The 22,205-nt window shown below is 67.1% G+C and carries 17 protein-coding genes; 14 read left to right on the forward strand and 3 right to left on the reverse strand.

What is annotated here, in order from left to right:
* Positions 1-626: 626 nt before the first annotated feature.
* The 9 genes from ilvC (at position 627) to gdhA (ending at position 10,958) form a co-directional block, all read left to right on the forward strand.
* Positions 627-1,601, forward strand: coding sequence for a ketol-acid reductoisomerase (ilvC, locus tag PV764_RS07470; RefSeq protein WP_421116386.1), 975 nt, complete (start codon positions 627-629; stop codon positions 1,599-1,601).
* A 39-nt stretch (positions 1,602-1,640) separates the two neighbouring features.
* Positions 1,641-3,374, forward strand: coding sequence for an acetolactate synthase 2 catalytic subunit (gene ilvG, locus PV764_RS07475; RefSeq protein WP_046273524.1), 1,734 nt, complete (start codon positions 1,641-1,643; stop codon positions 3,372-3,374).
* Entirely contained in the window at positions 3,358-3,612 is a 255-nt protein-coding gene (locus tag PV764_RS07480) for an ACT domain-containing protein (protein WP_019183810.1), read from the forward strand. The genes ilvG and PV764_RS07480 overlap by 17 nt, the downstream gene beginning before the upstream one ends.
* Positions 3,613-3,765: 153 nt before the next feature.
* Positions 3,766-4,863, forward strand: coding sequence for a threonine dehydratase (locus PV764_RS07485; RefSeq protein WP_026069874.1), 1,098 nt, complete (start codon positions 3,766-3,768; stop codon positions 4,861-4,863).
* Between the two features lie 2 nt (positions 4,864-4,865).
* Positions 4,866-6,413, forward strand: a complete 1,548-nt coding sequence (locus PV764_RS07490) for a 2-isopropylmalate synthase (RefSeq protein ID WP_037553334.1) — start codon at positions 4,866-4,868, stop codon at positions 6,411-6,413.
* Positions 6,414-6,453: 40 nt separating this feature from the next.
* Positions 6,454-7,875, forward strand: coding sequence for a 3-isopropylmalate dehydratase large subunit (leuC, locus tag PV764_RS07495; protein ID WP_026069872.1), 1,422 nt, complete (start codon positions 6,454-6,456; stop codon positions 7,873-7,875).
* Positions 7,875-8,453: a 3-isopropylmalate dehydratase small subunit gene (leuD, locus tag PV764_RS07500; protein ID WP_019183806.1), complete on the forward strand. Its 579-nt coding sequence runs from the start codon at positions 7,875-7,877 to the stop codon at positions 8,451-8,453. Before leuC ends, leuD begins: the two co-directional genes overlap by 1 nt.
* The gene (leuB, locus tag PV764_RS07505) at positions 8,443-9,504 is read left to right on the forward strand and encodes a 3-isopropylmalate dehydrogenase (protein WP_019183805.1); all 1,062 of its coding nucleotides are present in this window, start codon (positions 8,443-8,445) and stop codon (positions 9,502-9,504) included. The genes leuD and leuB overlap by 11 nt, the downstream gene beginning before the upstream one ends.
* Before the next feature lie 110 nt (positions 9,505-9,614).
* On the forward strand, positions 9,615-10,958 hold the full coding sequence (gene gdhA / locus PV764_RS07510) for an NADP-specific glutamate dehydrogenase (RefSeq protein WP_019183804.1): 1,344 nt from the start codon (positions 9,615-9,617) through the stop codon (positions 10,956-10,958).
* Positions 10,959-10,969: 11 nt separating this feature from the next.
* Here gdhA and PV764_RS07515 read toward each other — a convergent pair whose 3' ends face one another.
* The 3 genes from PV764_RS07515 to PV764_RS07525 all read right to left on the reverse strand — a co-directional run bounded on the left by PV764_RS07515 (position 10,970) and on the right by PV764_RS07525 (position 16,562).
* Positions 10,970-12,046, reverse strand: a complete 1,077-nt coding sequence (locus PV764_RS07515) for a hypothetical protein (RefSeq protein ID WP_157267042.1) — start codon at positions 12,044-12,046, stop codon at positions 10,970-10,972.
* Between the two features lie 201 nt (positions 12,047-12,247).
* The gene (locus PV764_RS07520) at positions 12,248-15,412 is read right to left on the reverse strand and encodes an efflux RND transporter permease subunit (protein ID WP_421116387.1); all 3,165 of its coding nucleotides are present in this window, start codon (positions 15,410-15,412) and stop codon (positions 12,248-12,250) included.
* Positions 15,413-15,416: 4 nt separating this feature from the next.
* The gene (locus tag PV764_RS07525; protein WP_284128794.1) at positions 15,417-16,562 is read right to left on the reverse strand and encodes an efflux RND transporter periplasmic adaptor subunit; all 1,146 of its coding nucleotides are present in this window, start codon (positions 16,560-16,562) and stop codon (positions 15,417-15,419) included.
* A 121-nt stretch (positions 16,563-16,683) separates the two neighbouring features.
* On the opposite strand from PV764_RS07525, the gene PV764_RS07530 reads away from it, so the two are divergent.
* The 5 genes from PV764_RS07530 (at position 16,684) to mgtE (ending at position 22,190) form a co-directional block, all read left to right on the forward strand.
* Complete coding sequence (locus PV764_RS07530) at positions 16,684-17,349, forward strand: TetR/AcrR family transcriptional regulator (RefSeq protein ID WP_421116388.1); 666 nt, start codon at positions 16,684-16,686, stop codon at positions 17,347-17,349.
* A gap of 131 nt (positions 17,350-17,480) precedes the next feature.
* On the forward strand, positions 17,481-18,128 hold the full coding sequence (locus tag PV764_RS07535) for a protein-L-isoaspartate O-methyltransferase family protein (protein ID WP_019183799.1): 648 nt from the start codon (positions 17,481-17,483) through the stop codon (positions 18,126-18,128).
* 16 nt (positions 18,129-18,144) lie between these two features.
* Positions 18,145-19,506 carry a TolC family outer membrane protein gene (locus PV764_RS07540; RefSeq protein WP_421116389.1) on the forward strand — a complete coding sequence of 454 codons (1,362 nt, stop codon included), beginning with the start codon at positions 18,145-18,147 and terminating at the stop codon, positions 19,504-19,506.
* Positions 19,507-19,964: 458 nt separating this feature from the next.
* A complete protein-coding gene (locus PV764_RS07545; protein ID WP_019183797.1) occupies positions 19,965-20,633 on the forward strand; it encodes a hypothetical protein in 669 nt (222 codons plus the stop codon).
* 174 nt (positions 20,634-20,807) lie between these two features.
* Positions 20,808-22,190, forward strand: coding sequence for a magnesium transporter (gene mgtE, locus PV764_RS07550; protein WP_046273515.1), 1,383 nt, complete (start codon positions 20,808-20,810; stop codon positions 22,188-22,190).
* The last annotated feature ends 15 nt before the right edge of the window (positions 22,191-22,205 follow it).

A 22,205-nucleotide genomic window follows, 5' to 3' on the forward strand; every position in this document is an offset into this window, starting at 1 on the left:
ATGGTGGCGGCAGATGCCCTGTGATGGCATCCCACAATGGTCATGTACCGGGGTGGAAATCGGCCCCGGATCCGCGCAATCGACAGCGCCAAAATACTGAATTCCGGTTCACCGGAACGCTTTCAGCCGCAACCATCCTTGTCTGGCGGGGCATTGCGGTGGATGCAGACGAAACCGATGGAAATTGTCCTGCCAGGGTTGACACCGCCAAAACCCGTGTGGTTTTCTCGATCTCATGTTGCAGCGCACAGCCACCCGCGAATCCATCCAGCACGCCGACCCCGGCGCGGCCGCGATCCATTCGCTTCTCGTCCTCGTACTTATTACCCAACCAACAGGTGCGGGACGGACCGGCGTGTAAGCAAGACTGCCAGGTATCCATCAAAACCCGCACCCGACCAGGTGCGGGTTTTTTCGTTTCAGAACCCTTTGTTTTCCATCCTCCCCTCCGAGTTGCCTTCCACCATGACCCGCCAGCCCGCCCCGAGCCAGCCGACGCCCACCGCCCCCACGGCGGGTGCGTTCGCGTGTGGTCGCGGCCAGGCCGGTGCCACCCCTTCCCCTGATGGGCCGACGCGTCGCTGACCGTCGGCCCTCTTTTTTCTTGCCTCCAAAGGACCTCCCCCATGAGCACCAACGACCTGCCCCAGATCAAGATCGCTGTTGTCGGCTACGGCAGCCAGGGCCGCGCGCACGCGCTGAATCTGCGTGAATCCGGTTTCGATGTCGTCGTCGGGCTGCGCCCGGGCGGTCCGACCGAGGTCAAGGCACAGGCCGACGGCTTCACCGTCAAAGCGCCGTCCGAAGCGGTGAAGGATGCCGATCTGGTCGCGGTGCTGACCCCGGACATGGTGCAGAAGAAGCTCTACGAAGACGTGCTCGCACCGAACATGAAACAGGGCGCGGTGCTGCTGTTCGCGCATGGACTGAACGTGCACTTCGACATGATCATTCCGCGCGAGGATCTGGACGTGGTGCTGGTCGCACCGAAGGGCCCGGGTGCGCTGGTCCGTCGCGAGTATGAAATCGGCCGCGGCGTGCCGTGCATCTGGGCGGTCTACCAAGACAAGAGTGGCAAGGCCGCCGAGTTCGCCCTGGCTTACGCCGGTGGTCTGGGCGGCGCCCGCGCCAACCTGATCCAGACCACCTTCAAGGAAGAGACCGAGACCGATCTGTTCGGCGAACAGGCCGTGCTGTGCGGCGGTGCTTCGGCACTGGTCCAGGCCGGGTTCGAAACCCTGGTCGAAGCCGGCTATCAGCCGGAAATCGCCTATTACGAAGTACTGCACGAATTGAAGCTGATCGTGGATCTGTTCTACGAAGGCGGCATCACCCGCATGCTGGAATTCATCTCCGAGACCGCGCAGTACGGCGACTACGTCAGCGGCCCGCGCGTCATCGATGCCGGTACCAAGGCGCGCATGAAGGACGTGCTGACCGACATCCAGAACGGCACCTTCACCAAGAACTGGGTGGCCGAGTACGAAGCGGGCCTGCCGAACTACAACAAGTTCAAGCAGGCCGACCTGGAGCACCCGATCGAGAAGGTAGGCAAGGAACTGCGCGCCAAGATGGTCTGGTTGCAAAGTCAAGCCGCGTAAACGCGCGGCTCCCCCACCCGCTTTCGTAAAGGTCACCGCATGAACACCTCCGCACACAGCACCGCGCCCCGCAACGGCGCACGCTGGTTGACGCAGGCCCTGGAAGCCGAGGGCGTGCATACGCTGTTCGGCTATCCGGGCGGCACCATCATGCCGTTCTACGACGCCCTGGTGGATTCCGGGCTGAAGCACATCCTGGTCCGCCACGAACAGGGCGCCGCCCTGGCTGCCAACGGCTTCGCCCGCGCCAGTGGCCGGGTCGGCGTCTGCGTCGCCACCTCCGGCCCGGGCGCCTCCAACCTGGTCACCGGCATCGCCGATGCGATGCTGGATTCGGTGCCGATGGTCTGCATCACCGGCCAGGTCGCCACCCCGCTGCTGGGCACCGACGCGTTCCAGGAACTGGACGTGTTCGGGCTGACCCTGCCGATCGTCAAGCACAGCTGGCTGGTGCGCTCGGTCGATGACCTGCCGCAGGTGGTCGCCGATGCGTTCCGGATCGCCCGCGAGGGTCGCCCGGGTCCGGTGCTGATCGATCTGCCCAAGGACGTGCAGGTCGCCGATGCGTCGCATCTGCCCGACCACGTCCCCTCCACCGTGGTGGCACCGCCTGCGCCGCAGGACGAGGCCATCGCGCACGCCATCGCCGCCATCGCCGAGGCCGAGAAGCCGGTGATCTATGCCGGTGGTGGCGTGGCGCTGGGCGATGCGGTGGAGGACTTCCGTGCCTTCGTCGAGGCCACGGCGATCCCGACCGTGCTGACCCTGCGCGGGCTGGGTGCGCTGCCGCCGCAGCATCCTCACTACCTGGGCATGCTGGGCATGCACGGTACCCGCGCGGCCAACATGGCGGTGCAGGAAAGCGATCTGCTGGTGGTGGTCGGCGCCCGTTTCGATGACCGCGCCACCGGCAAGTTGAACGAGTTCGCTCCGTTTGCGCGCGTCGTGCATATCGATGCCGACGCGTACGAGATCTCCAAGCTGCGCACCGCCGACATCGCGGTGCCGGGCAACGTGGGTACGGCGCTGCGCGCCCTGACCGCCGCGGCCACCGCCCCGGCCACGCAGGAGGCCTGGGCGAAGCGCTGCCAGGGCCATCGTGAACGCTTCGCGCCGCGCTACGACGCACCGGGCAAGCACATCTATGCACCGGCGCTGCTGAAGCGCCTGAGCGAACTGGCCCCGAGCGACGCGATCATCGCCTGCGATGTCGGCCAGCATCAGATGTGGGTCGCCCAGCACTGCCGCTTCAACCACCCACGCAACCACCTGACCAGCGGCGCGCTGGGCACCATGGGCTTCGGCCTGCCGGCAGCGATGGGCGCGCAGTTCGCCTGCCCCGACCGCACCGTGGTGCTGGTCTCCGGCGATGGCAGTTTCATGATGAACGTGCAGGAGCTGGTCACCATCGCCCGCTGCCGCCTGCCGGTGAAGATCGTGCTGCTGGACAACAGCTCGCTGGGCATGGTCCGCCAGTGGCAGGAGCTGTTCTTCGCCGAGCGCTACAGCGAGATCGATCTGTCCGACAACCCGGACTTCGCTGCGCTGGCGCAGGTATTCGGCATTCCGGCCACGCGTATCGAAGCACGTGACGATGTCGAAGGTGGCCTGGCCGCGATGCTGGCCCAGCCCGGCCCGGCGCTGCTGCATGTGGCCATCGATGCCCGTGCCAACGTGTGGCCGCTGGTGCCGCCCAACAACGCCAACAGCACGATGCTGGAAAGCAACCCCGCCCATCAGTCCCAGGAGTTCCCCAATGCAATACCGGCTTGACCTGGTGCTGACCCCGGCCGAAGGCGCGCTGCTGCGCGTGATCGGCATGGCCGAACGCCGCGGCTTCGCGCCGCGCGCGATCGCCGGCGCGCCCAATGCCGCCGACGATGGCCGCTGGCACCTGCAGCTGGTGGTGGACAGCACCCGTCCACCGGAAACGCTGCGCCGCCAGATCGAGAAGATCTACGACTGTGTTTCGGTGCGCATCAGCGCACTGGAACCCGGGGTATCCGCATGAACGCCCGCACCGCTGCATCGGTGCCGGTACGGAGGTCTCTTCTCGCAGCACAGGGATGGGCAAGTGGTGCGCGTGCAGGATGCACGACGTCGCACCACGGCGCGCCGTCGCAGCGCGTACCGCATGGCGACGATCACCGTGGCCGGGTGCACGATGCCGGCTAGCCGTACCCCGCAGGAACCGGATGTAGGCGACGTAAGCGTCGCCGACGTGCTGGCCGCGCAGGCGCGGCTGCGCCGCTTCCTGCCGCCCACGCCGCTGCATTACGCCGAACGTTTCGGCGTGTGGCTGAAGCTGGAGAACCTGCAGCGCACCGGGTCGTACAAGGTGCGCGGCGCCCTGAACGCACTGCTGGCCGGGCGTGAGCGCGGCGATGACCGCCCGGTCATCTGCGCCTCCGCCGGCAACCACGCCCAGGGCGTGGCCTGGGCCGCCTACCGTCTGAACATCCCCGCCATCACCGTGATGCCCCACGGTGCGCCCGCCACCAAGATTGCCGGCGTCGCCCACTGGGGCGCCACGGTCCGCCAGCACGGCGAGAGCTACGACGAGGCCTACGCCTTCGCCCGCGCCCTGGCCGACCAGCACGGCTACCGTTTCCTGTCCGCCTTCGACGATCCCGATGTGATCGCCGGCCAGGGCACCCTGGGCATCGAACTGGCCCCGCATGCGCCCGACGTGGTGATCGTGCCGATCGGCGGCGGTGGCCTGGCTTCGGGCGTCGCGCTGGCGCTGAAATCGCAGGGTGTACGCATCGTCGGCGCGCAGGTCGAGGGCGTCGATTCGATGGCCCGTGCGATCCGCGGCGACGTGCGTGAGATCGCCCCGGTCGCCACCCTGGCCGACGGCGTCAAGGTGAAGATCCCCGGTTTCCTGACCCGCAGGCTGTGCAGCGCGTTGCTGGACGATGTCGTCATCGTGCGTGAAGCCGAGCTGCGCGAAACCCTGGTGCGGTTGGCGCTGGAAGAACACGTCATCGCCGAAGGCGCCGGCGCGCTGGCGCTGGCCGCCGGCCGCCGCGTGGCCGGCAAGCGCAAGTGCGCGGTGGTCTCCGGCGGCAACATCGATGCGCTGGTCCTGGCCCAGCTGCTGGCCGACATCCGCCCCCGCCCCCCGCGCAAACCGCGCCGCCGCGCCAGCGAGCGAACACGCCCGCCCCTACCAACCGTGCTCGCGACACCCCCGATTTCCGTTTCGATTCCTACCTCTGCCATCCCATCCGACATTGCCGTCGAGGAGACCTCCTGGTGACCATGCCCAACTCCCCCCGAATCAGAATTTTCGACACCACCCTGCGCGACGGCGAGCAATCGCCCGGCTGCAGCATGAGCCCGCAGCAGAAGCTGGTGATGGCCCGCGCGCTGGACGAGCTGGGCGTGGATGTCATGGAAACCGGCTTCCCGGCCAGTTCCCAGTCCGACCGCGAAGCAATGGCGATGATCGCCCGTGAGGTCCGTCGCCCGACCCTGGCCGTGCTGTCGCGCTGCCTGGCCGCCGATATCGAAACCTCGGCCAAGGCGCTGGAGGCCGCCGCGAACCCGCGCCTGCATGTATTCCTGTCGACCAGCCCGCTGCATCGCGAGCACAAGCTGCGCATGAGCCGCGAGCAGGTGCTGGAGTCGGTGCACAAGCACGTCAGCCTGGCCCGCAGCTACGTGGGCGATGTGGAGTTCTCCGCTGAAGATGCCACGCGCACCGAGGAGGATTTCCTGATCGAGGTTGCCCGCGTGGCCGTGGCCGCCGGCGCCACCACCATCAACCTGCCCGACACCGTGGGGTTCACCACGCCCGAAGAGATCCGCGGCATGTTCCAGCGCGTGATTGCGGGTGTGCCCGACAGCGACCGCATCATCTTCAGCGCGCACTGCCACAACGATCTGGGCCTGGCCGTGGCCAACTCGCTGGCCGCCATCGAAGGTGGTGCACGCCAGGTCGAGTGCACCATCAACGGCATCGGGGAGCGTGCGGGCAACTGCTCGCTGGAAGAGATCGCGATGGTGCTGAAGGTACGCAACGCCTTCTACGACGAAGACACGCGCATCAACACCCAGCGCATCGTGGCCACCTCCCAGCTGCTGCAGCGCCTGGTCGGCATGCCGGTCCAGCGCAACAAGGCGATCGTCGGCGCCAACGCCTTCGCGCACGAGTCGGGCATCCACCAGCACGGCATGCTGCGCCACCGCGGCACCTACGAAATCATGCGACCGGAAGACGTGGGCTGGGAGTCCTCGCAGATGGTGCTGGGCCGCCACAGTGGCCGCGCCGCGGTCGACCAGCGCCTGCGTGCGTTGGGCTTCTGGCTGGAAGAAGAAGAGCTGAAGCTGGTCTTCGAGCAGTTCAAGGCACTGTGCGAGCAGCAGCGCGTGGTCACCGATGCCGACCTGCAGACCCTGATGCAGGGCAGTGCCACCCAGAACGGCTACCGCCTGGCGTCGATGACGATCAGCGATGTCGGCAGCCGCGCCAATGCGCTGGTGGAGCTGTCCGATCCTGAAGGCAACCGGGTTGCCGAAACCGCCCAGGGCGATGGCCCGGTGGATGCGTTGTTCGGCGCGCTGTCGGCCGCCACCGGCGTGCAGTTGATGCTGGACAGCTACCACGTGCACAGTGTGGGCATCGGCGCCGATGCGCGCGGCGAAGCCAACCTGAGCGTGCGCCACGAAGGCGTGGAGTACGAAGGCACCGGCACCAGCCGCGACATCATCGAAGCCTCCGCATTGGCGTGGCTGGAGGTGGCCAACCGTCTGCTGCGCCAGCGCAGCGCGACGACCGAGCAGCCCACGGCCACCGCCGCGGCCTGAGCACCCCATGACGTACCCCGAATCGCAGCAAGGCCAGTCCATGACCCCAGCTCCCCGCACCCTGTACGACAAACTGTGGGACGCCCACGTCGTCGTGCCCGAAACCGACAGCGCCCCCGCCGTGCTGTACATCGACCTGCACCTGATCCACGAAGTGACCTCGCCGCAGGCCTTCACCGAACTGCGCGAGCGCGGCCTCTCCCCGCGCCGGCCGGACCGGACCAAGGCGACGATGGACCACTCCACCCCGACCCTGCCGGCCGCTGCCGACGGCAAGCTGCCGTATGCCAGCGCCGCCTCCGAAGCCCAGGTGGCGATGCTGGCCGACAACTGCGCCACGCACGGCATCGAGCTGTTCGACCTGCAATCGGCCAGCCGCGGCATCGTGCACGTGATCGCCCCCGAGCAGGGCTTTACCCAGCCGGGGATGACCATCGTCTGCGGTGACAGCCACACCTCCACCCACGGCGCGTTCGGTGCGCTGGCCTTCGGCATCGGCACCAGCGAGGTCGGCCACGTGCTGGCCACCCAGTGCCTGCTGCAGCGCAAGGCCAAAACGATGGCGATCACCGTGGATGGCACGCTGGCGCAGGGCGTCGGCGCCAAGGACGTGGTGCTGCATATCATCGGTGTGATCGGCGTCAACGGTGGCACCGGCCATGTGCTGGAGTTCCGTGGCAGCGCGATCGAAGCGATGGACATGGAGCAGCGCATGACCTTGTGCAACATGTCCATCGAAGCCGGGGCACGTGCCGGCATGGTCGCCCCCGACCAGGTCACCTTCGACTGGGTGGCCGCCACCCCGCGTGGCCCCAAGGGCACCGACTTCGATGCCGCGGTCAGCGCGTGGTCGCAGCTGCGCAGCGATCCCGGTGCGCGCTTCGACGTGGAGGTCCACATCGACGCCGCCGACATCCGGCCGACCCTGACCTGGGGCACCCACCCCGGCACCGCCATCGCCGTGGACCAGCCGATTCCGGCGGCCAACGATGCGGCCGACCAGAAGGGGCTGGATTACATGCACTTCCACGCCGGGCAGACGCTGGCCGGCACCCCGGTGGATGTGGTCTTCGTCGGCTCCTGCACCAACGGCCGGCTGAGCGACATGCGCGAAGTGGCGCAGGTACTCCAGGGCCGCCGCGTCGCCCCGAGCGTGCGCATGCTGGTGGTGCCGGGCTCGGAAATCGTCAAGCGCCAGGCCGAAGCCGAAGGCATCGATGTGGTGGTGCGCGCTGCCGGTGCCGAATGGCGCGAGCCCGGCTGTTCGATGTGCATCGCCATGAACGGCGACCTGGTTGCCCCGGGGCAGCTGGCGGTCAGCACCAGCAACCGCAACTTCGAAGGCCGCCAGGGCCCCGGCTCGCGCACCCTGCTGGCCTCGCCGATGACGGCCGCTTGGGCGGCGGTGAACGGCCGCGTTGCCGACCCACGTGAACTGTATGCCACGCTGGAGGTGGCCTGATGAGCGGCTTCCGTACCCTGACCTCGACCAGCGTGGTGCTGCGCGAGACCAACATCGATACCGACCAGATCATCCCCGCGCGCTTCCTGTCCACCACCGAGCGCGTCGGGTTGGGCAAGCATGCGTTCAATGATTGGCGCTGGCAGAGCGAAGGCGTGCCGAACCCGGCGTTCGCCTTCAACCAGCCGCACAACGCCGGCCGCAGCATCCTGCTGGCCGGCCGCAACTTCGGCTGCGGCTCTTCGCGCGAGCATGCGCCGTGGGCGCTGACCGACCTGGGCCTGCGTGCCATCGTCAGCAGCGAGATCGCCGATATCTTCCGCGGCAATTCGCTGAAGAACGGCCTGCTGCCGATCGTGCTGGACGAAGCCGACGTGCAGACGCTGATGCAGCGCCCGGACGACGCACTGACCATCGACGTGGCCGCACGCGAACTGCGCACGCCCGACGGGCGTGTCTATACCTTCCCGCTGGACGGCTTCTCGCAGACCTGCCTGCTGGAAGGCGTGGACCAATTGGGGTATCTGTTGGGCCGTACCCCTGATATCGAACGTTACGAGAGTGAACATGCACGCTGAGATTGTCGTATTGCCGGGTGACGGCATCGGTCCGGAAGTCGCCGCCGCCGCCGTGGCGGTGCTGGAGGCCGTTGCCACCCGTTTCGGGCACACCTTCGGGTTCCAGGAGCACGACATCGGTGGCATCGCCATCGATCGCCACGGCGAACCACTGCCGGCCACCACGCTGGAGGCCTGCCGGAAGGCGGATGCCATCCTGCTCGGTGCGGTGGGCGGGCCGAAGTGGTCCGATCCCAACGCCAAGGTGCGCCCGGAACAGGGCCTGCTGGCGATCCGCAAGGCACTGGGGCTGTACGCCAACCTGCGCCCGGTGCGCACGCACGCGGCCGCGCTCGGCGCTTCGCCGATCAAGGCCGAACTGCTGGAGGGCGTGGACTTCGTCGTCGTGCGCGAACTGACCGGCGGCATCTACTTCGGTGAGAAGACCCGCACCGCCGACACCGCCAGCGACCTGTGCAGTTACAGCGTGGGCGAGATCGAGCGCGTCATGCGCACCGCGTTCCGGCTCGCGCAGACCCGCCGCGGCAAGGTCACCTCGGTGGACAAGGCCAACGTCCTGGAGACCTCGCGCCTGTGGCGCGACGTCGCCGCACGGATCGGCCGCGAGGAATTCCCGGAGATTGCCCTGGAGCACCAGCTGGTCGATTCGATGGCCATGCATCTGCTGGCCAAGCCGCGCGAGTACGACGTGATCGTGACCGAGAACATGTTCGGCGACATCCTCACCGACGAAGCCTCGATGCTGGCCGGCTCGCTCGGCCTGCTGCCCTCGGCCTCGCTGGGCGAGCCCGGCGCGGTCGGCATCTACGAGCCGATCCACGGCTCGGCGCCGGACATCGCCGGCAAGGGCATCGCCAATCCCTACGCCACGATCTTCAGCGCGGCGATGCTGCTGCGGCATTCACTGGGGCTGGACGAAGAGGCTGCTACGGTCGAGGCAGCGGTGTACGCCGTGCTGGATGACGGCGTGTTCACCGCCGACCTCGCCGCCAAGGGTTTCGCGGTGAGTACTGCCGCAGCAACCGACGCGGTCCTTGCCAAGCTGCAATGATTGTAACGAGCGCGGCCTGAGGGCCGCGTTCGTGTTTCTACATCCCGCACGGCCTCCCTGTCCCGTCGGCCACGTCGCAGTCAGCGGCCGGCCCCCAACAAGGAAAGCCCTTGAACCATCGTTCCTCTGACGACTTTCTCAACCACGTGGCCCAGCGTGATCCGCACCAGCCGGAATTCCTGCAGGCCGTCAAAGAAGTGATCCAGAGCCTGTGGCCGTTCCTGCAGCGCCACCCCCGCTACCTGGAACAGGGCCTGCTGGAGCGGCTGGTGGAGCCGGAGCGGGTGATCCAGTTCCGCGTTGCCTGGGCCGATGATGCCGGCAAGACCCATGTCAACCGTGGCTGGCGCGTGCAGCACAGCTCGGCGATCGGCCCGTTCAAGGGCGGCATGCGCTTTCATCCCTCGGTGAACCAGTCGATCCTGAAGTTCCTGGCGTTCGAGCAGACACTCAAGAACGCGCTGACCACCCTGCCGATGGGCGGTGGCAAGGGCGGTTCGGATTTCAATCCCAAGGGCCGCAGCGACACCGAGGTGATGCGCTTCTGCCAGGCGCTGATGCTGGAACTGCATCGCCACCTGGGGGCAGACACCGATGTACCGGCTGGCGATATCGGCGTGGGCGCGCGCGAGGTCGGCTACATGGCCGGCATGATGAAGAAGCTCACCAACAATGCCGCCTGCGTGTTCACCGGCAAAGGCCTCTCCTATGGTGGCAGCCTGATGCGCCCGGAAGCGACGGGCTTCGGCACGGTCTACTTCGTCGAGCAGATGCTGCACCATGCGCGGCGCGATACCGATGGCGCGAAAGTGCTGATTTCCGGCGCTGGCAACGTGGCCCAGCATGCGGCGATCAAAGCCATCGAGCTCGGCGCGAAAGTCCTCACGCTTTCCGATTCCGGCGGCACGCTGTACGCCCGGGACGGCTTCGACGAAGCGGGCCTGCAGGAGGTGATGGAACTGCGCAACGAACGTCGCGGCTGCCTGTCCGAACTGGCCGACGACACACGCTTCGAGTACCTGGACGGCAAGCGCCCCTGGCACATCCCGGCTGAGATCGCCCTGCCCTGCGCCACCCAGAACGAACTGGACGAGAACGACGCCCGCGCCCTGGTGGACAACGATGTGCTGTGCGTGGCCGAAGGCGCCAACATGCCGTCGACACTGGAGGCCATGGAGGTCTTCCTCAAGGCAGGCACCCTGTATGCACCGGGCAAGGCCAGCAACGCCGGCGGCGTGGCCACCTCGGGGCTGGAAATGAGCCAGAACGCGCAGCGCCTGTCATGGCACCACGCCGATGTCGATGAGCGCCTGCACGGCATCATGAAGGATATCCACGCCAACTGCGTGCGCCACGGCAAACGGGCCGATGGCAGCGTGAACTACGTGGATGGCGCCAATATCGCCGGCTTCGTCAAAGTGGCCGATGCGATGCTGGCGCAGGGCGTTTACTGATCCTGCCGGCTCTACCGGCGCGGGGCGACGAGGGTGCCATCCATCCTGTCGCCCGGCCACCAGCCGAACTCGCTGACGCGCTCTTCGTAGCCACACCCCACCAGGGTTGCGCCGTCTTCTTCGTCCAGTATCCACAGACGTCGTTGCTCTTCCCAACCATCCGGCGCGACCCGTACCGGCATATCCTTCAGATAGACCGGCTCGCCAAAATCGTTCTCCGCTGACGATAGACCCCAACGCCGCGCCAACTCAGCGGCGGGCACATCCTCTACGACGCCAAATGCAATCGAATCCACGAGCCGCAGGCTGCGCACGGTCACATCGCGCAGCGGCAACGGGCGCGGCAGTGCCCATTGGAAGCGCTCCGCATCGGATTCATCTCCCCACGTCGCGAACGGTGGGCTGGGCGGTCCATTCATCAACAAAGAGGTCGCAAGCGTCACCGAAGCCCGCCGGTCGGCCTTGCACTCCAGTATGTTTCCCACCAGCGGCATCACGTCCGTGCCGGCGGGATACGTCATGGGCGCCACGTCGCCCGCTCGCTCCTGCTGCTGCCGGCGGCTGTCGATGACCTCTGTGCACGCCACCCGCAGATCGCCCGGGCGCTGCGGATCCACATCCACCTCGATCACACGCTGCCGGATCCATCCGTCGCCGTCATTGCGCACTGCCACGGGGGTGAGCCACCTACCCTGGCGCTGCGGATAGTGGTGCGGCTTCAGGGCACCGGTACCAGTGAGGTTGCCGATCGGGGTGTCGGCCAGAATGGCGTGGATGCCATCGCCGCCAACCGCGATCAGGTCCGTAGGCGTGCCAAGCACCGTGACCGCGGCGGGGAGGCGAAAGCGTTGGGCTGCACCGGGAAGATCCTCCGCACGCGTGCCAGCGCGCTGCAGCAGCTCGGCGGCCAACGCCGTCTCGGTATACGCCGTCGGTTGGCAGGACACCAGGGCGGTTACGGCGGTCATCGCGCGCGCATCGGCCGGAAGTGCGACGGGCGCCAACGCCGCTTCGCTGGCAGCCGCTGACGCTACAGCCGAGCCCAGCAACGTCGAACCCGTCAGCAGCATGGGGTGCAGAAACTTCATGGAGAACCTGTGGCGGTTGGGCAGACAACTGCCTACGCTGACCACTGCGCGCACAGGAGGCAATGCAACTTCTACGAAAATTGCGCGTGATGCACCACCGCGAGGAAACAACTGCCGCCGGCCAGGCAACCGCCCATATGCCCGGACGCGGAACCGGTGGCGCCGACCAGTGGTCGGCCCACCCAATGGCATGGCCGCGGGTCAGCCAGCGCCCGCCTCATCCGGCTTCACCCGGAACCACGCCGCATACAGTGCGGGCAGGAATACCAGGGTCAGCACGGTGCCGACGATCAGGCCACCCATGATGGAGATCGCCATCGAACCGTAGAACGCACTGCGCGACAGCGGGATCATCGCCAGCACCGCGGCCAGCGCGGTCAGCACGATCGGTCGGAAGCGGCGCACGGTGGCATCGATGATCGCGTGCCAGCGGTCGTGCCCGGCATCGATGTCCTGCTGGATCTGATCGATCAGGATCACCGAGTTGCGCATGATCATGCCGGCCAGCGCGATCGTACCCAGCAGCGCCACGAAGCCGAACGGCGCGCGGAACAGCAGCAGGAACAGGGTCGCGCCAATGATGCCAAGCGGCGCGGTGACCAGCACCATCGCCGCACGCGAGAAGCTGCGCAGCTGCAGCATCAGCAACGTGGCCACCACGATCAGGAACAGCGGCATGCCGGCCTTGATCGAATCCTGGCCACGCGTGGAATCCTCCACGGTGCCGCCGGTTTCAAGCAGGTAGCCGGACGGCAGCCCGGCACGGATTCCCTCCAGTGTCGGCAGGATCTGCTGCACCACGTCCAGCGGCTGCTTCGCATCGGCGATGTCGGCGCGCACCGTCACCGTCGGCAGGCGGTTGCGGTGCCAGATGATGCCGTCCTCGAACACGTACTCCAGGCGCGCCACCTGCGACAGCGTCACCGAGGTGCCGCTGGCCGTCGGAATGGCCAAACTGCCCAGCATGTCCAGCCGCACGCGTTCGTCGTCCGGGCCACGCAGCAGCATTTCGATCAGGCGGTTGCCTTCGCGGTAGGTGCTCACGCTCATGCCCGACAACGAGGTGCCCAGCAGCTGGCTCACCTGCGCACTGGTCACGCCCAGTGCGCGTGCCCGGTCCTGGTCGATCACCAGCCGTACCACTTTGCTCGGCTCGCTCCAGTCCAGGTTGACGTTCATCACGTGCGGGTTCGCACGTACCTTGGCTTCCACCTGCCGGGCGATGGCCTGCACCTGCTCGATATGCTCGCCGGAGATGCGCATCTGCACCGGGTAGCCGACCGGCGGGCCGTTCTCCAGGCGGGTCACGCGCATCTGCACGTCCGGGAACTGCGGAATCACGTCCTTGAGCAGCCAGTCGCGGGTCGCCTCACGTGCCGTGGTGTTCTCGGTCAGCACCACGAACTGCGAGAAGTTGGTGGCCGGCAGCTGCTGGTCCAACGGCAGGTAGAAGCGCGGCGAGCCGGTGCCCACGTAAGCGACATAATTGCTGATGCCCTCGCGGTCCTTGAGCAGTTTTTCCAGCTTGGCCGCCTGGGCCTGGGTCGCCTGCAGCGAGGCGCCCTCGGCCAGTTCGATGTCCACCATCAGTTCCGGGCGGGTCGAATCCGGGAAGAACTGCTGCGGCACGAAGCGGAAGATCAGCAGCGAGAACACGAACAGCGCGGCGGTGGCGGCGATCACCCACCAGCGATGGCGCAGGCAGACATCGAGGAACCTGCGGAAGCGCACGTAGAACGGACGCTGGTACGGATCGTGGTCGTGCGCATGCACCTTCGGTGCGATCCAGCGCGCGAACGCGGGATGGCGGTCGGCCCACTGCAGGCGACGCGCGTGCCAGCGCCCGGCCAGGCTGTCCGGCCTGGGCGGCTGCGGGTTGAACAGGTCCGGCAACATCTTGTCGCCCAGGTACGGAATGAACAGCACCGCGGCGATCCACGACACCACCAGTGCGATGGTCACCACCTGGAACAGCGAGCGGGTGTACTCGCCCGTGCTGGAGGCGGCCGTGGCGATCGGCAGGAAGCCGGCCGCGGTGATCAGCGTGCCGGTCAGCATCGGGAACGCGGTCGACTCCCACGCGAAGCTGGCCGCGCGCAGGCGGTCGTACCCCTGCTCCATCTTGGTGGCCATCATCTCCACGGCGATGATCGCATCGTCCACCAGCAGGCCCAGCGCCAGCACCAGCGCGCCCAGGGAAATCTTGTGCAGGCCGATGCCGAAGTAATGCATGACGAAGAAGGTCATCGCCAGCACCAGCGGAATGGTCACGCCCACCACCAGGCCGGTGCGCAGGCCAAGCGAGAAGAAGCTCACCAGCAGCACGATCACCACCGCTTCGGTCAGCACCTGCACGAACTCGCCGACCGACTCTTCCACCGCATGCGGCTGGTCGGAGACCTTGCGCAGCTGCATGCCGGCGGGCAGTGTCTTCTGCAGCCGTTCGAACTCGGCGTCCAGCGTGCTGCCCACCTTGAGGATGTCGCCGCCGTCTTTCATCGCCACGGCGATGCCGATCGCGTCTTCCCCCATGAAGCGCATTTTCGGCGAGGCCGGATCGGCAAAACCACGTTTGATCTCGGCGATGTCACCCAGGTGCACGGTGCGGTCGCCAGCCTGGATCGGGAAGCTGCGGATGTCCTCCACGCTCTGGAACTGGCCGGTGACGCGCAGCTGCACGCGATCGGTCGGGGTTTCAAAGAAGCTGGTGGCGGCAATCGCGTTCTGGTCGGCCAAGGCCTGCTGCACCTGCTGCAGCGATACGCCCAGCGTGGCCAGCTTGGTGTTGGACAGCTCGATCCAGACCTTTTCGTCCTGCAGGCCTTCCAGCTCGATCTTGCCCACGTCGGGCACGCGCTGCAGTTCCAGCTGGATGCGGTCGGCGTAGTCGCGCATCACGGCGTAGTCGAAGCCCTGCCCGGTCAACGCGTAGATGTTGCCGAAGGTGTCGCCGAATTCGTCGTTGAAGAACGGACCGACGATCTCGCGCGGCAGGGTCGGCTTGATGTCGCCCACGCGCTTGCGCACCTGGTACCACAGGTCGGGAATCGCCTTGGAGCGCAGGCTGTCGCGCGCCACGAAGATCACCTGCGACTCGCCCGGGCGCGAGTAGGAGCGGATGAACTCGTACTGCCCGGTGTTCAGCAGGGCTTTTTCGATCGGCTCGGTGACCTGGCGGAAGACCTGTTCGGCGGTCGCGCCGGGCCAGTTCGTGCGCACCACCATCACCTTGAAGGTGAACGGGGGATCTTCGGACTGGCCCAGGTGCTTGTACGACCACGCGCCGATGATCGCAAAGGCCAGCATCGCGAACAGCACCAGGGGCCGGTTGCCCAGCGCCCATTCGGAAAGATTGAAGCGGCGCACGGGATCAGTTCCCCTTGCCGGCAGCAGGCGCGTCGGCCGCGACAGGCTTGGCTGCCGGTGCCAGCACCGGGCGGTTCTGGCGGTCCACCGCCGTCACCGGCTGGCCCTCGCGCAGCAGATGGCCGCCGGCGGCGACCACCCAGTCGTTCGCGTTCACCCCGCTCAGCACCGGAACCGATTCGACGGCGTACGCCCCGACCGTCACCGGCGTGGCCTTCAAGGTGCGCTTGGCCGGATCGACCACCCACACGCTGCTGCGGCCGTCGGCGCCGCGCTGTACGGCGGCCAGCGGCAACTGCAGCGTGCCCTGGCGTCCTGCGGCGGCGAACACGCGCGCGCTCTGGCCCAGTTCCACTTCGGTCAACGCTTCCGGTGCCAGGCTGACGCGGGTGGCATAGGTGCGCCCTTGTGCATCGGCGGCCGGGGCGATCTCACGGATCGTGCCCGGCAGCATCTGGCCGGGGCGGTTCCACAGTTCCACCTGCACCGGCTGGCCGACCTGGTAATCGCGGATGTTGCTCTCCGGCAGGGCGATCACGACTTCGCGGCCACCGTCGGCGGCCAGGGTGAACACGGTCTGCCCAGCGCTGACCACCTGCCCGGCTTCGGCCTGGCGACTGGCGATCACGCCATCGGCCGGCGCGCGCAGCTGCGCGTACTCGGCCTGGTTGCGGGCCACGGCCAGATTGGCGCGGGCAGCATTGGCCTGGCCCTGCGCGGCCTTGAAGGCAGCAGTCTGGCTGTCCAGCGCGGACTGGCTGACCAGTTGCTGCTCGGCCAGGGTGGCGTAGCGCTTCTGGTCATCACGGGCACGGATCAGGTCGGCTTCGGCAGCGGCCAGCTGCGCCTGTGAGGCGCTGGCCTGGGAGGCGTAGTCGGCGGCGTCCAGCTCGGCCAGCAACTGGCCCTTGCGCACGCGCTGGCCGGCATCGACATGACGCTTGATCAGATTGCCGCCGACGCGGAAGGAGAGCGGGCTTTCCTCGCGGGCCCGGATCTCACCGGGGTAGGCGGCCACTTCCTGGCCGGCCACGGTGCCCGGGTGGACAACCAGCACCGGCATCGGTGCGGCCGGTTCGGCATCCTGCTTGCCACATGCTGCCAACGCCAGCGCCAGCAACCCACCACCCATCCATCGCATGTTTTTCATGAGGTCCTGGACCTGAAAGTAACCCGGGAAAAGCCATTGGAAACGCTCTGTTCCAATCGCTTCAATATTGAACCAGTCGGTATAGTATAAATATCGAACCGATTGGTCTAGTATTGATTGGATGACTGATCCGACCTCCTCCAAATCGACCTCCAAGCCGGTCGCCAAGGCCGCCGGGCCGGGGCGCCCGAAGGATCTGGGCAAGCGCGCGGCCATCCTGGAAGCGGCCAAGTCGCTGTTCGTCGACCAAGGCTACAACGGGGTGAGCATGGACAGCATCGCCGCCCAGGCGGGCGTGTCAAAGCTGACCGTTTACAGCCATTTCGGCGACAAAGAGACGCTTTTCACCGAAGCAGTGCAGTCCAAATGCGTCGAGATGCTGCCTGACGAACTGTTCGTCACCGACATTGAAGGCCCGCTGCGCGACCAGCTGATGGGCATCGGCCACGCCTTCTTCACCCTGATCACCTCCGATGCGGCCGTCGCCGTGCAGCGGGTGATGATGTCGCCCGATACCGATGATCGGATCCGCGAGATGTTCTGGCTGGCCGGCCCGCAGCGGACCACCGATGCGCTGGCCGACTTCCTGCGTGCCCGTACGGCCCGCGGCGAGCTGGAGATCACCGATTTCCCGACGGCCGCCATCCAGTTCCTGACCTTGATCAAGGGCGAGCTGCATACGCATATGATGTGCGGGCTGCGGCCGGCCCCGGCCGAGTGCGATGCCAACGCTCATGTGAGCGCCAGCGTCGACTTTTTCCTGCGGGCGTATGCCCGGCGGCACTAAACTGAATGGACCGGAGGTCGCGGTGACTTCCGGCACTGCGACCCCGGCGCGACGGCAGCGATGCTTTCAGCGCGCCGCCGGCTCCCGGCACCGGTAAAATGGCCGGCCCACTGCGCTGGATATAGAACCTCATGACGATCGATTACTCCCACGCCCGCGAACTGATGGTCGAACAGCAGATCCGCCCCTGGGATGTGCTGGAAATCCGCGTGCTCGATGTACTGGCACGCTTGCCGCGGGAGGCGTTCGTCGCTGAATCGCACCGGGCCCTGGCCTATGCCGACATCGAGCTGCCGCTGGGCAACGGCCAGAAGATGATGAAGCCGGTCATCGAAGGCCGCACCCTGCAGGCGCTGGATCTGCAGCCGGGTGATGAAGTGCTGGAAATCGGCACCGGCAGCGGCTACCTGAGCGCCTGCATGGGCGAACTGGCCCGCGAAGTGCTGAGCCTGGAGATCGATGCCGAGCTGGCCACCACCGCGCGTGCGCGTCTGGACGCCGCCGGCCTGGGCAACAACGTCCGCATCGAAACCGCCGACGCGCTGAGCTGGGATACCGAGCGCCGCTTCGATGCGATCTGCGTCACCGGCGCGGTGGATGTCATCCCGTCACGTTTCGCCCAGTGGCTGCGTCCGGGCGGTCGACTGTTCGTGATCCGTGGCCGGTCCCCGGTCATGGAAGCGGTGCTGGTCAAGGCGGACGGCACCACTGAATCGCTGTTCGAAACCGATATCGACTACCTGCGCGGTGCCGCCCCGGCACCCCAGTTCCAACTCTGAGTCCAAGGAAGCCGCAATGATCCGCCGATCCCTCGCCCTTGCGCTGGCCGCCGCCCTGCTGCCGATGACCGCCTCTGCCGCCGACCTGCTGCAGGTCTACGAAATGGCGCGCAACGGCGATCCGCATCTCTCGGCTGCCGAGTCGACCCGCCTGTATGACAAGGAAGGCGCCGTGCAGGCGCGTGCCGCATTGCTGCCGCAGCTCAACGGCGAGGCCTCGCTCAACCGCAGCCGCACCAACCCGAACCATGATCTGACCTCCAGCTCGTTCACCACCAAGAGCCGGAACTACACGATCAACGGCAGCCAGACGGTCTTCAACTTCACCCAGTTCGCCAACCTGCGTTCGCAGCGCGAACTGAGCCGCGCAGCGGATTTCACCCTGGATTCGGCCAACGACGACCTGATCGTGCGCACCTCGGCGGCGTACTTCAACGTGCTGGTGGGCATTGAATCGCTGTCGGCCGCGCAGACCAACGAAGCCGCTGCCAAGAAGCAGTTCGACTTCGCCGACAAGCGCCTGGAAGTGGGCCTGGCCCCGATCACCGACGTGCACGAAGCCCGGGCCCAGTACGACCAGGCGCGCGCCAACACGATCATCGCGCAGAACACCCTGGCCGACGCCTACCAGGCGCTGACCGAACTGACCGGCCAGCCGGTCACCGACCTGCGCGCCCTGCCGGCCGATTTCCGTCCGGAGCTGCCGGCCAAGTACGCCACCATCGATACGCTGGTGAACGAGGCCGTTGCGCAGAATCCGGCGCTGAAGGCGCAGGAACTGAAGGTCAACGCTGCCGAATCCGGCGTCTCGGCCGCCCGCGGCGCGCACTACCCGACCCTGTCGATCGGTGCCACTGCCGGCAAGTCGGCCAGCTGGGGTGATGTGGTCGGCGACAGCGGCAGCTTCAGCCCGGACCGCCGCACCAACAGCGTCGGCCTGACCCTGAACGTGCCGATCTTCTCCGGCGGCGCCACCCAGTCCGGCGTGCGCCAGGCGCTGGCCCAGCGTGACATCGCCCAGGACGGTTACGAGCAGCAGAAGCGTGCCCTGGACCGCAACACCCGCAACGCCTACCAGACCCTGGTGGCGGGCATCAGCGAAGTGGAAGCGCGTCGCCTGGCGGTCGTGTCGGCACAGAGCGCCTATGACGCCTCGCAGGTCGGCCTGGAAGTCGGTACGCGTACCGTGCTGGACGTGATCCAGAACCAGCGCATCCTGTTCTCCGCGCAGCTGGACTACGCCAACGCCCGCTACACCTTCCTGCAGAACCGCCTGCAGCTGGGCCAGGCCGTCGGCACGCTGGACATCGCCGAACTGCAGGACATCAACCGCCTGCTGACCCAGAAGGCGGCCACGCCGAGCACCACCGTCAACTGATCGACGGCGCACGGCGAGAGAAAAAACCACCCGCCTGCGGGTGGTTTTTTTTTGCGTGCAAGGTGGTGATCGCGACATGCCACAGATGCTGCCCATGTGGCGGCCGCCATCGCGACCGCTTCGTGCGATGCCTACCCGCGCACACTCTCCACCGTGAACCGGTCCCCAGTCCGGCACGTGCCGTGAAAAAGGGCTTGACCCTCCGGCAGCGGCCGACTAAGGTCCGCCCCGCACCACCTTCCCTTTCCCTCCAGAGGCCCCCTCCTTGGACAGTCATAGTCGATCTCGTTGCTGCTCCTGAGCCGACGGACCCACTGACCCCAAGGTCGGTTCCGTCCGCACAGGACGGGGCCCACCGGCGCAGCTGACACGCTCGCCCGCCTCGCATCATCCGTATCGCCGTTCCACCGACCCCAAGAAGGGTGCCGCTGGCGTTTCCGTTTGCCTGGAGATTGCCCATGCACGTTTCCCGTGTGTTCGCCCTGCCCCTCGTGGCCGTGGTGATGCTTCCGCTCGACACCCGCGCCGCCGCCAGCCTGATGGTGGACGACGCCTCCATCACCGATGCCGGTCGCTGCCAGTTGGAAAGCTGGGGCCGCCATACCGATGCCGGCAACGACTGGACGGCCGTACCGGGCTGCACGTTCGCCGATACCGAATGGTCGCTCGGCGTCAGCCATCAACACGCCACCTCGACGACGCAGTGGGCCGTGGGCGCCAAGCGGGTACTGCGTGATCTGGCTCAGCGCCGCTGGGGCGTGGCGATCAGTGCCGGCCTCGGCAGCGACTGGCACCGCCCGCGCGCCGACGATTGGAGCCTCAATGCACCGCTGACGGTGGTGCTCGGCGCGTCGGATCGCACCCTGCTGCACCTCAACCTGGGCTGGGCACGCACGGACGATACACGGGGCCGCACCGATGGCATCGGCGTGGAAGTCGTCGCTGCACCGCAGTGGTCACTGCTGGCCGAAACCGCCCGCGATGCGGCGCGCCAGCGCAGCAGCCAGTTCGGCGTGCGCCACGAACTCTGGCGGGGCGCCAGCGTGGATCTGCTCGCGGGACGTGCCCACCACCGGCGCGACGGGCAGTGGATCACGCTGGGCCTCAATCTCGCCGCCGCGCCGTAATGCCGCGCGTGCCGGCTGACCGCACCGACTGATCCTGCCGGCCACCTGCGCTGCGTACGCGGCGCGCACGCACTCCCTGCCTGCCTCGCCCGGGCGCACGCCGATGCGTCCCACGCCTGTACCTCATCACTGCGCGTTGTCACCCCACGCGCCGCTTTCTGCTGGAGAACCACCATGAACCGCGAAGACCTCCTGTTCTCGATCCGCACCCTCTCGCTCTCCCTCGACGCCGCTGGCTTTGCCAGCATCGCCGCGACCACCCATCCGTCCGATCTGGTCGATGCGCTCGACGCGCTGAGCGTGGACAGGACGCTGCCCTTGCTGATGACGCTCGCGCCACCGGCGCGCGCGGCTCTGTTCGCGCACTTCGCCGAGCTCCGCCAGGATCAACTGCTGGCCGCGATGCCGCGCGAGGCGGTAGTGCAGCTGTTCGAACACATGCCATCGGATGATCGTGCCGATCTGTTCAACCGCCTTGGCGATGACGCCAAGCAGGCACTGCTGCCGGCGCTGACCAAGGTGGAACGCGACGACATCCTCAAGATGGCGTCCTATCCCGAGGGCACGGTCGGTTCGGCGACGACGTCCGACTATGTCTGGGTCTCGCCGGAAATGACGGTCGCGCAGGCGCTTTCACACATCCGCGCCACCGCGCTGCACAGCGAGACGGTGAACATCCTGTTCGTGCTCGACCACACCCTGCGCCTGCGCGGCACCGTGGCGCTGCGCGATCTGGTCCTGGCCAACGAGAACCGCACGGTCGCCTCGGTCATGCATGAGCAGCCGATCGCCGCGAAGGCACATTGGCCGCGACTGCAGGCCGCCGAGCTGATCCGTCGCTACGATCTGCTCGCGCTGCCGGTCACCAACGGCGGAGACCGCATGATCGGCATCGTCACCGTCGACGATGCGATGGACATCGACAAGGAACAGGACGCCTCGCAGCTGGCGCGCTTCGGCGGCACGGTGAGCGCGCACGGCAACGACCTGGACGTTCGCAGCACGCCACTGAAGCAGATGTTCCGAGTGCGGGTGTTCTGGCTGGCGATCCTGACCTGCTTCGGCATCGTCACCAGCACCTTCGTGGCCGCGCAGGAAGAGCTGCTGTCGCAGGTGATCGTGCTGGCCGCCTTCATCGCCCCGATCGTGGACATGGGCGGCAACACCGGCAGCCAGTCGGCCACGCTGGTGATCCGCAGCATGGCACTGGGCGAATTGAAACTGAGCTGGCGCGATGTGGCGTTCGTGATCAAACGCGAACTGCCGGTGGCCGCCGCGCTGGGCATCAGCATCGCCGTGCTGGAAGCGGTCCTGGCCTATTTCAGCAAGGGCGTGGGCATGGACGTGCTGCTGGTGGTGGGCTCGAGCATGCTGGTGTGCACCGCGCTGGGCGGCATCATCGGCGCATTGCTGCCGTTCGCCGCACGCCGCATCGGGGCGGATCCGGCCACGCTGTCGGCCCCGATGATCACCTCGGTGATGGACCTGGTCGGCGTGTTCATCTACTTCGGCTTTGCCTACGCCTTCCTGGGCGACCTGCTGGTCGCCGCTGCCTGACGCACGCGCGGGCCT

The sequence above is a fragment of the Stenotrophomonas sp. AS1 genome, from assembly GCF_048957655.1.
Lineage (GTDB): Bacteria > Pseudomonadota > Gammaproteobacteria > Xanthomonadales > Xanthomonadaceae > Stenotrophomonas > Stenotrophomonas bentonitica_A.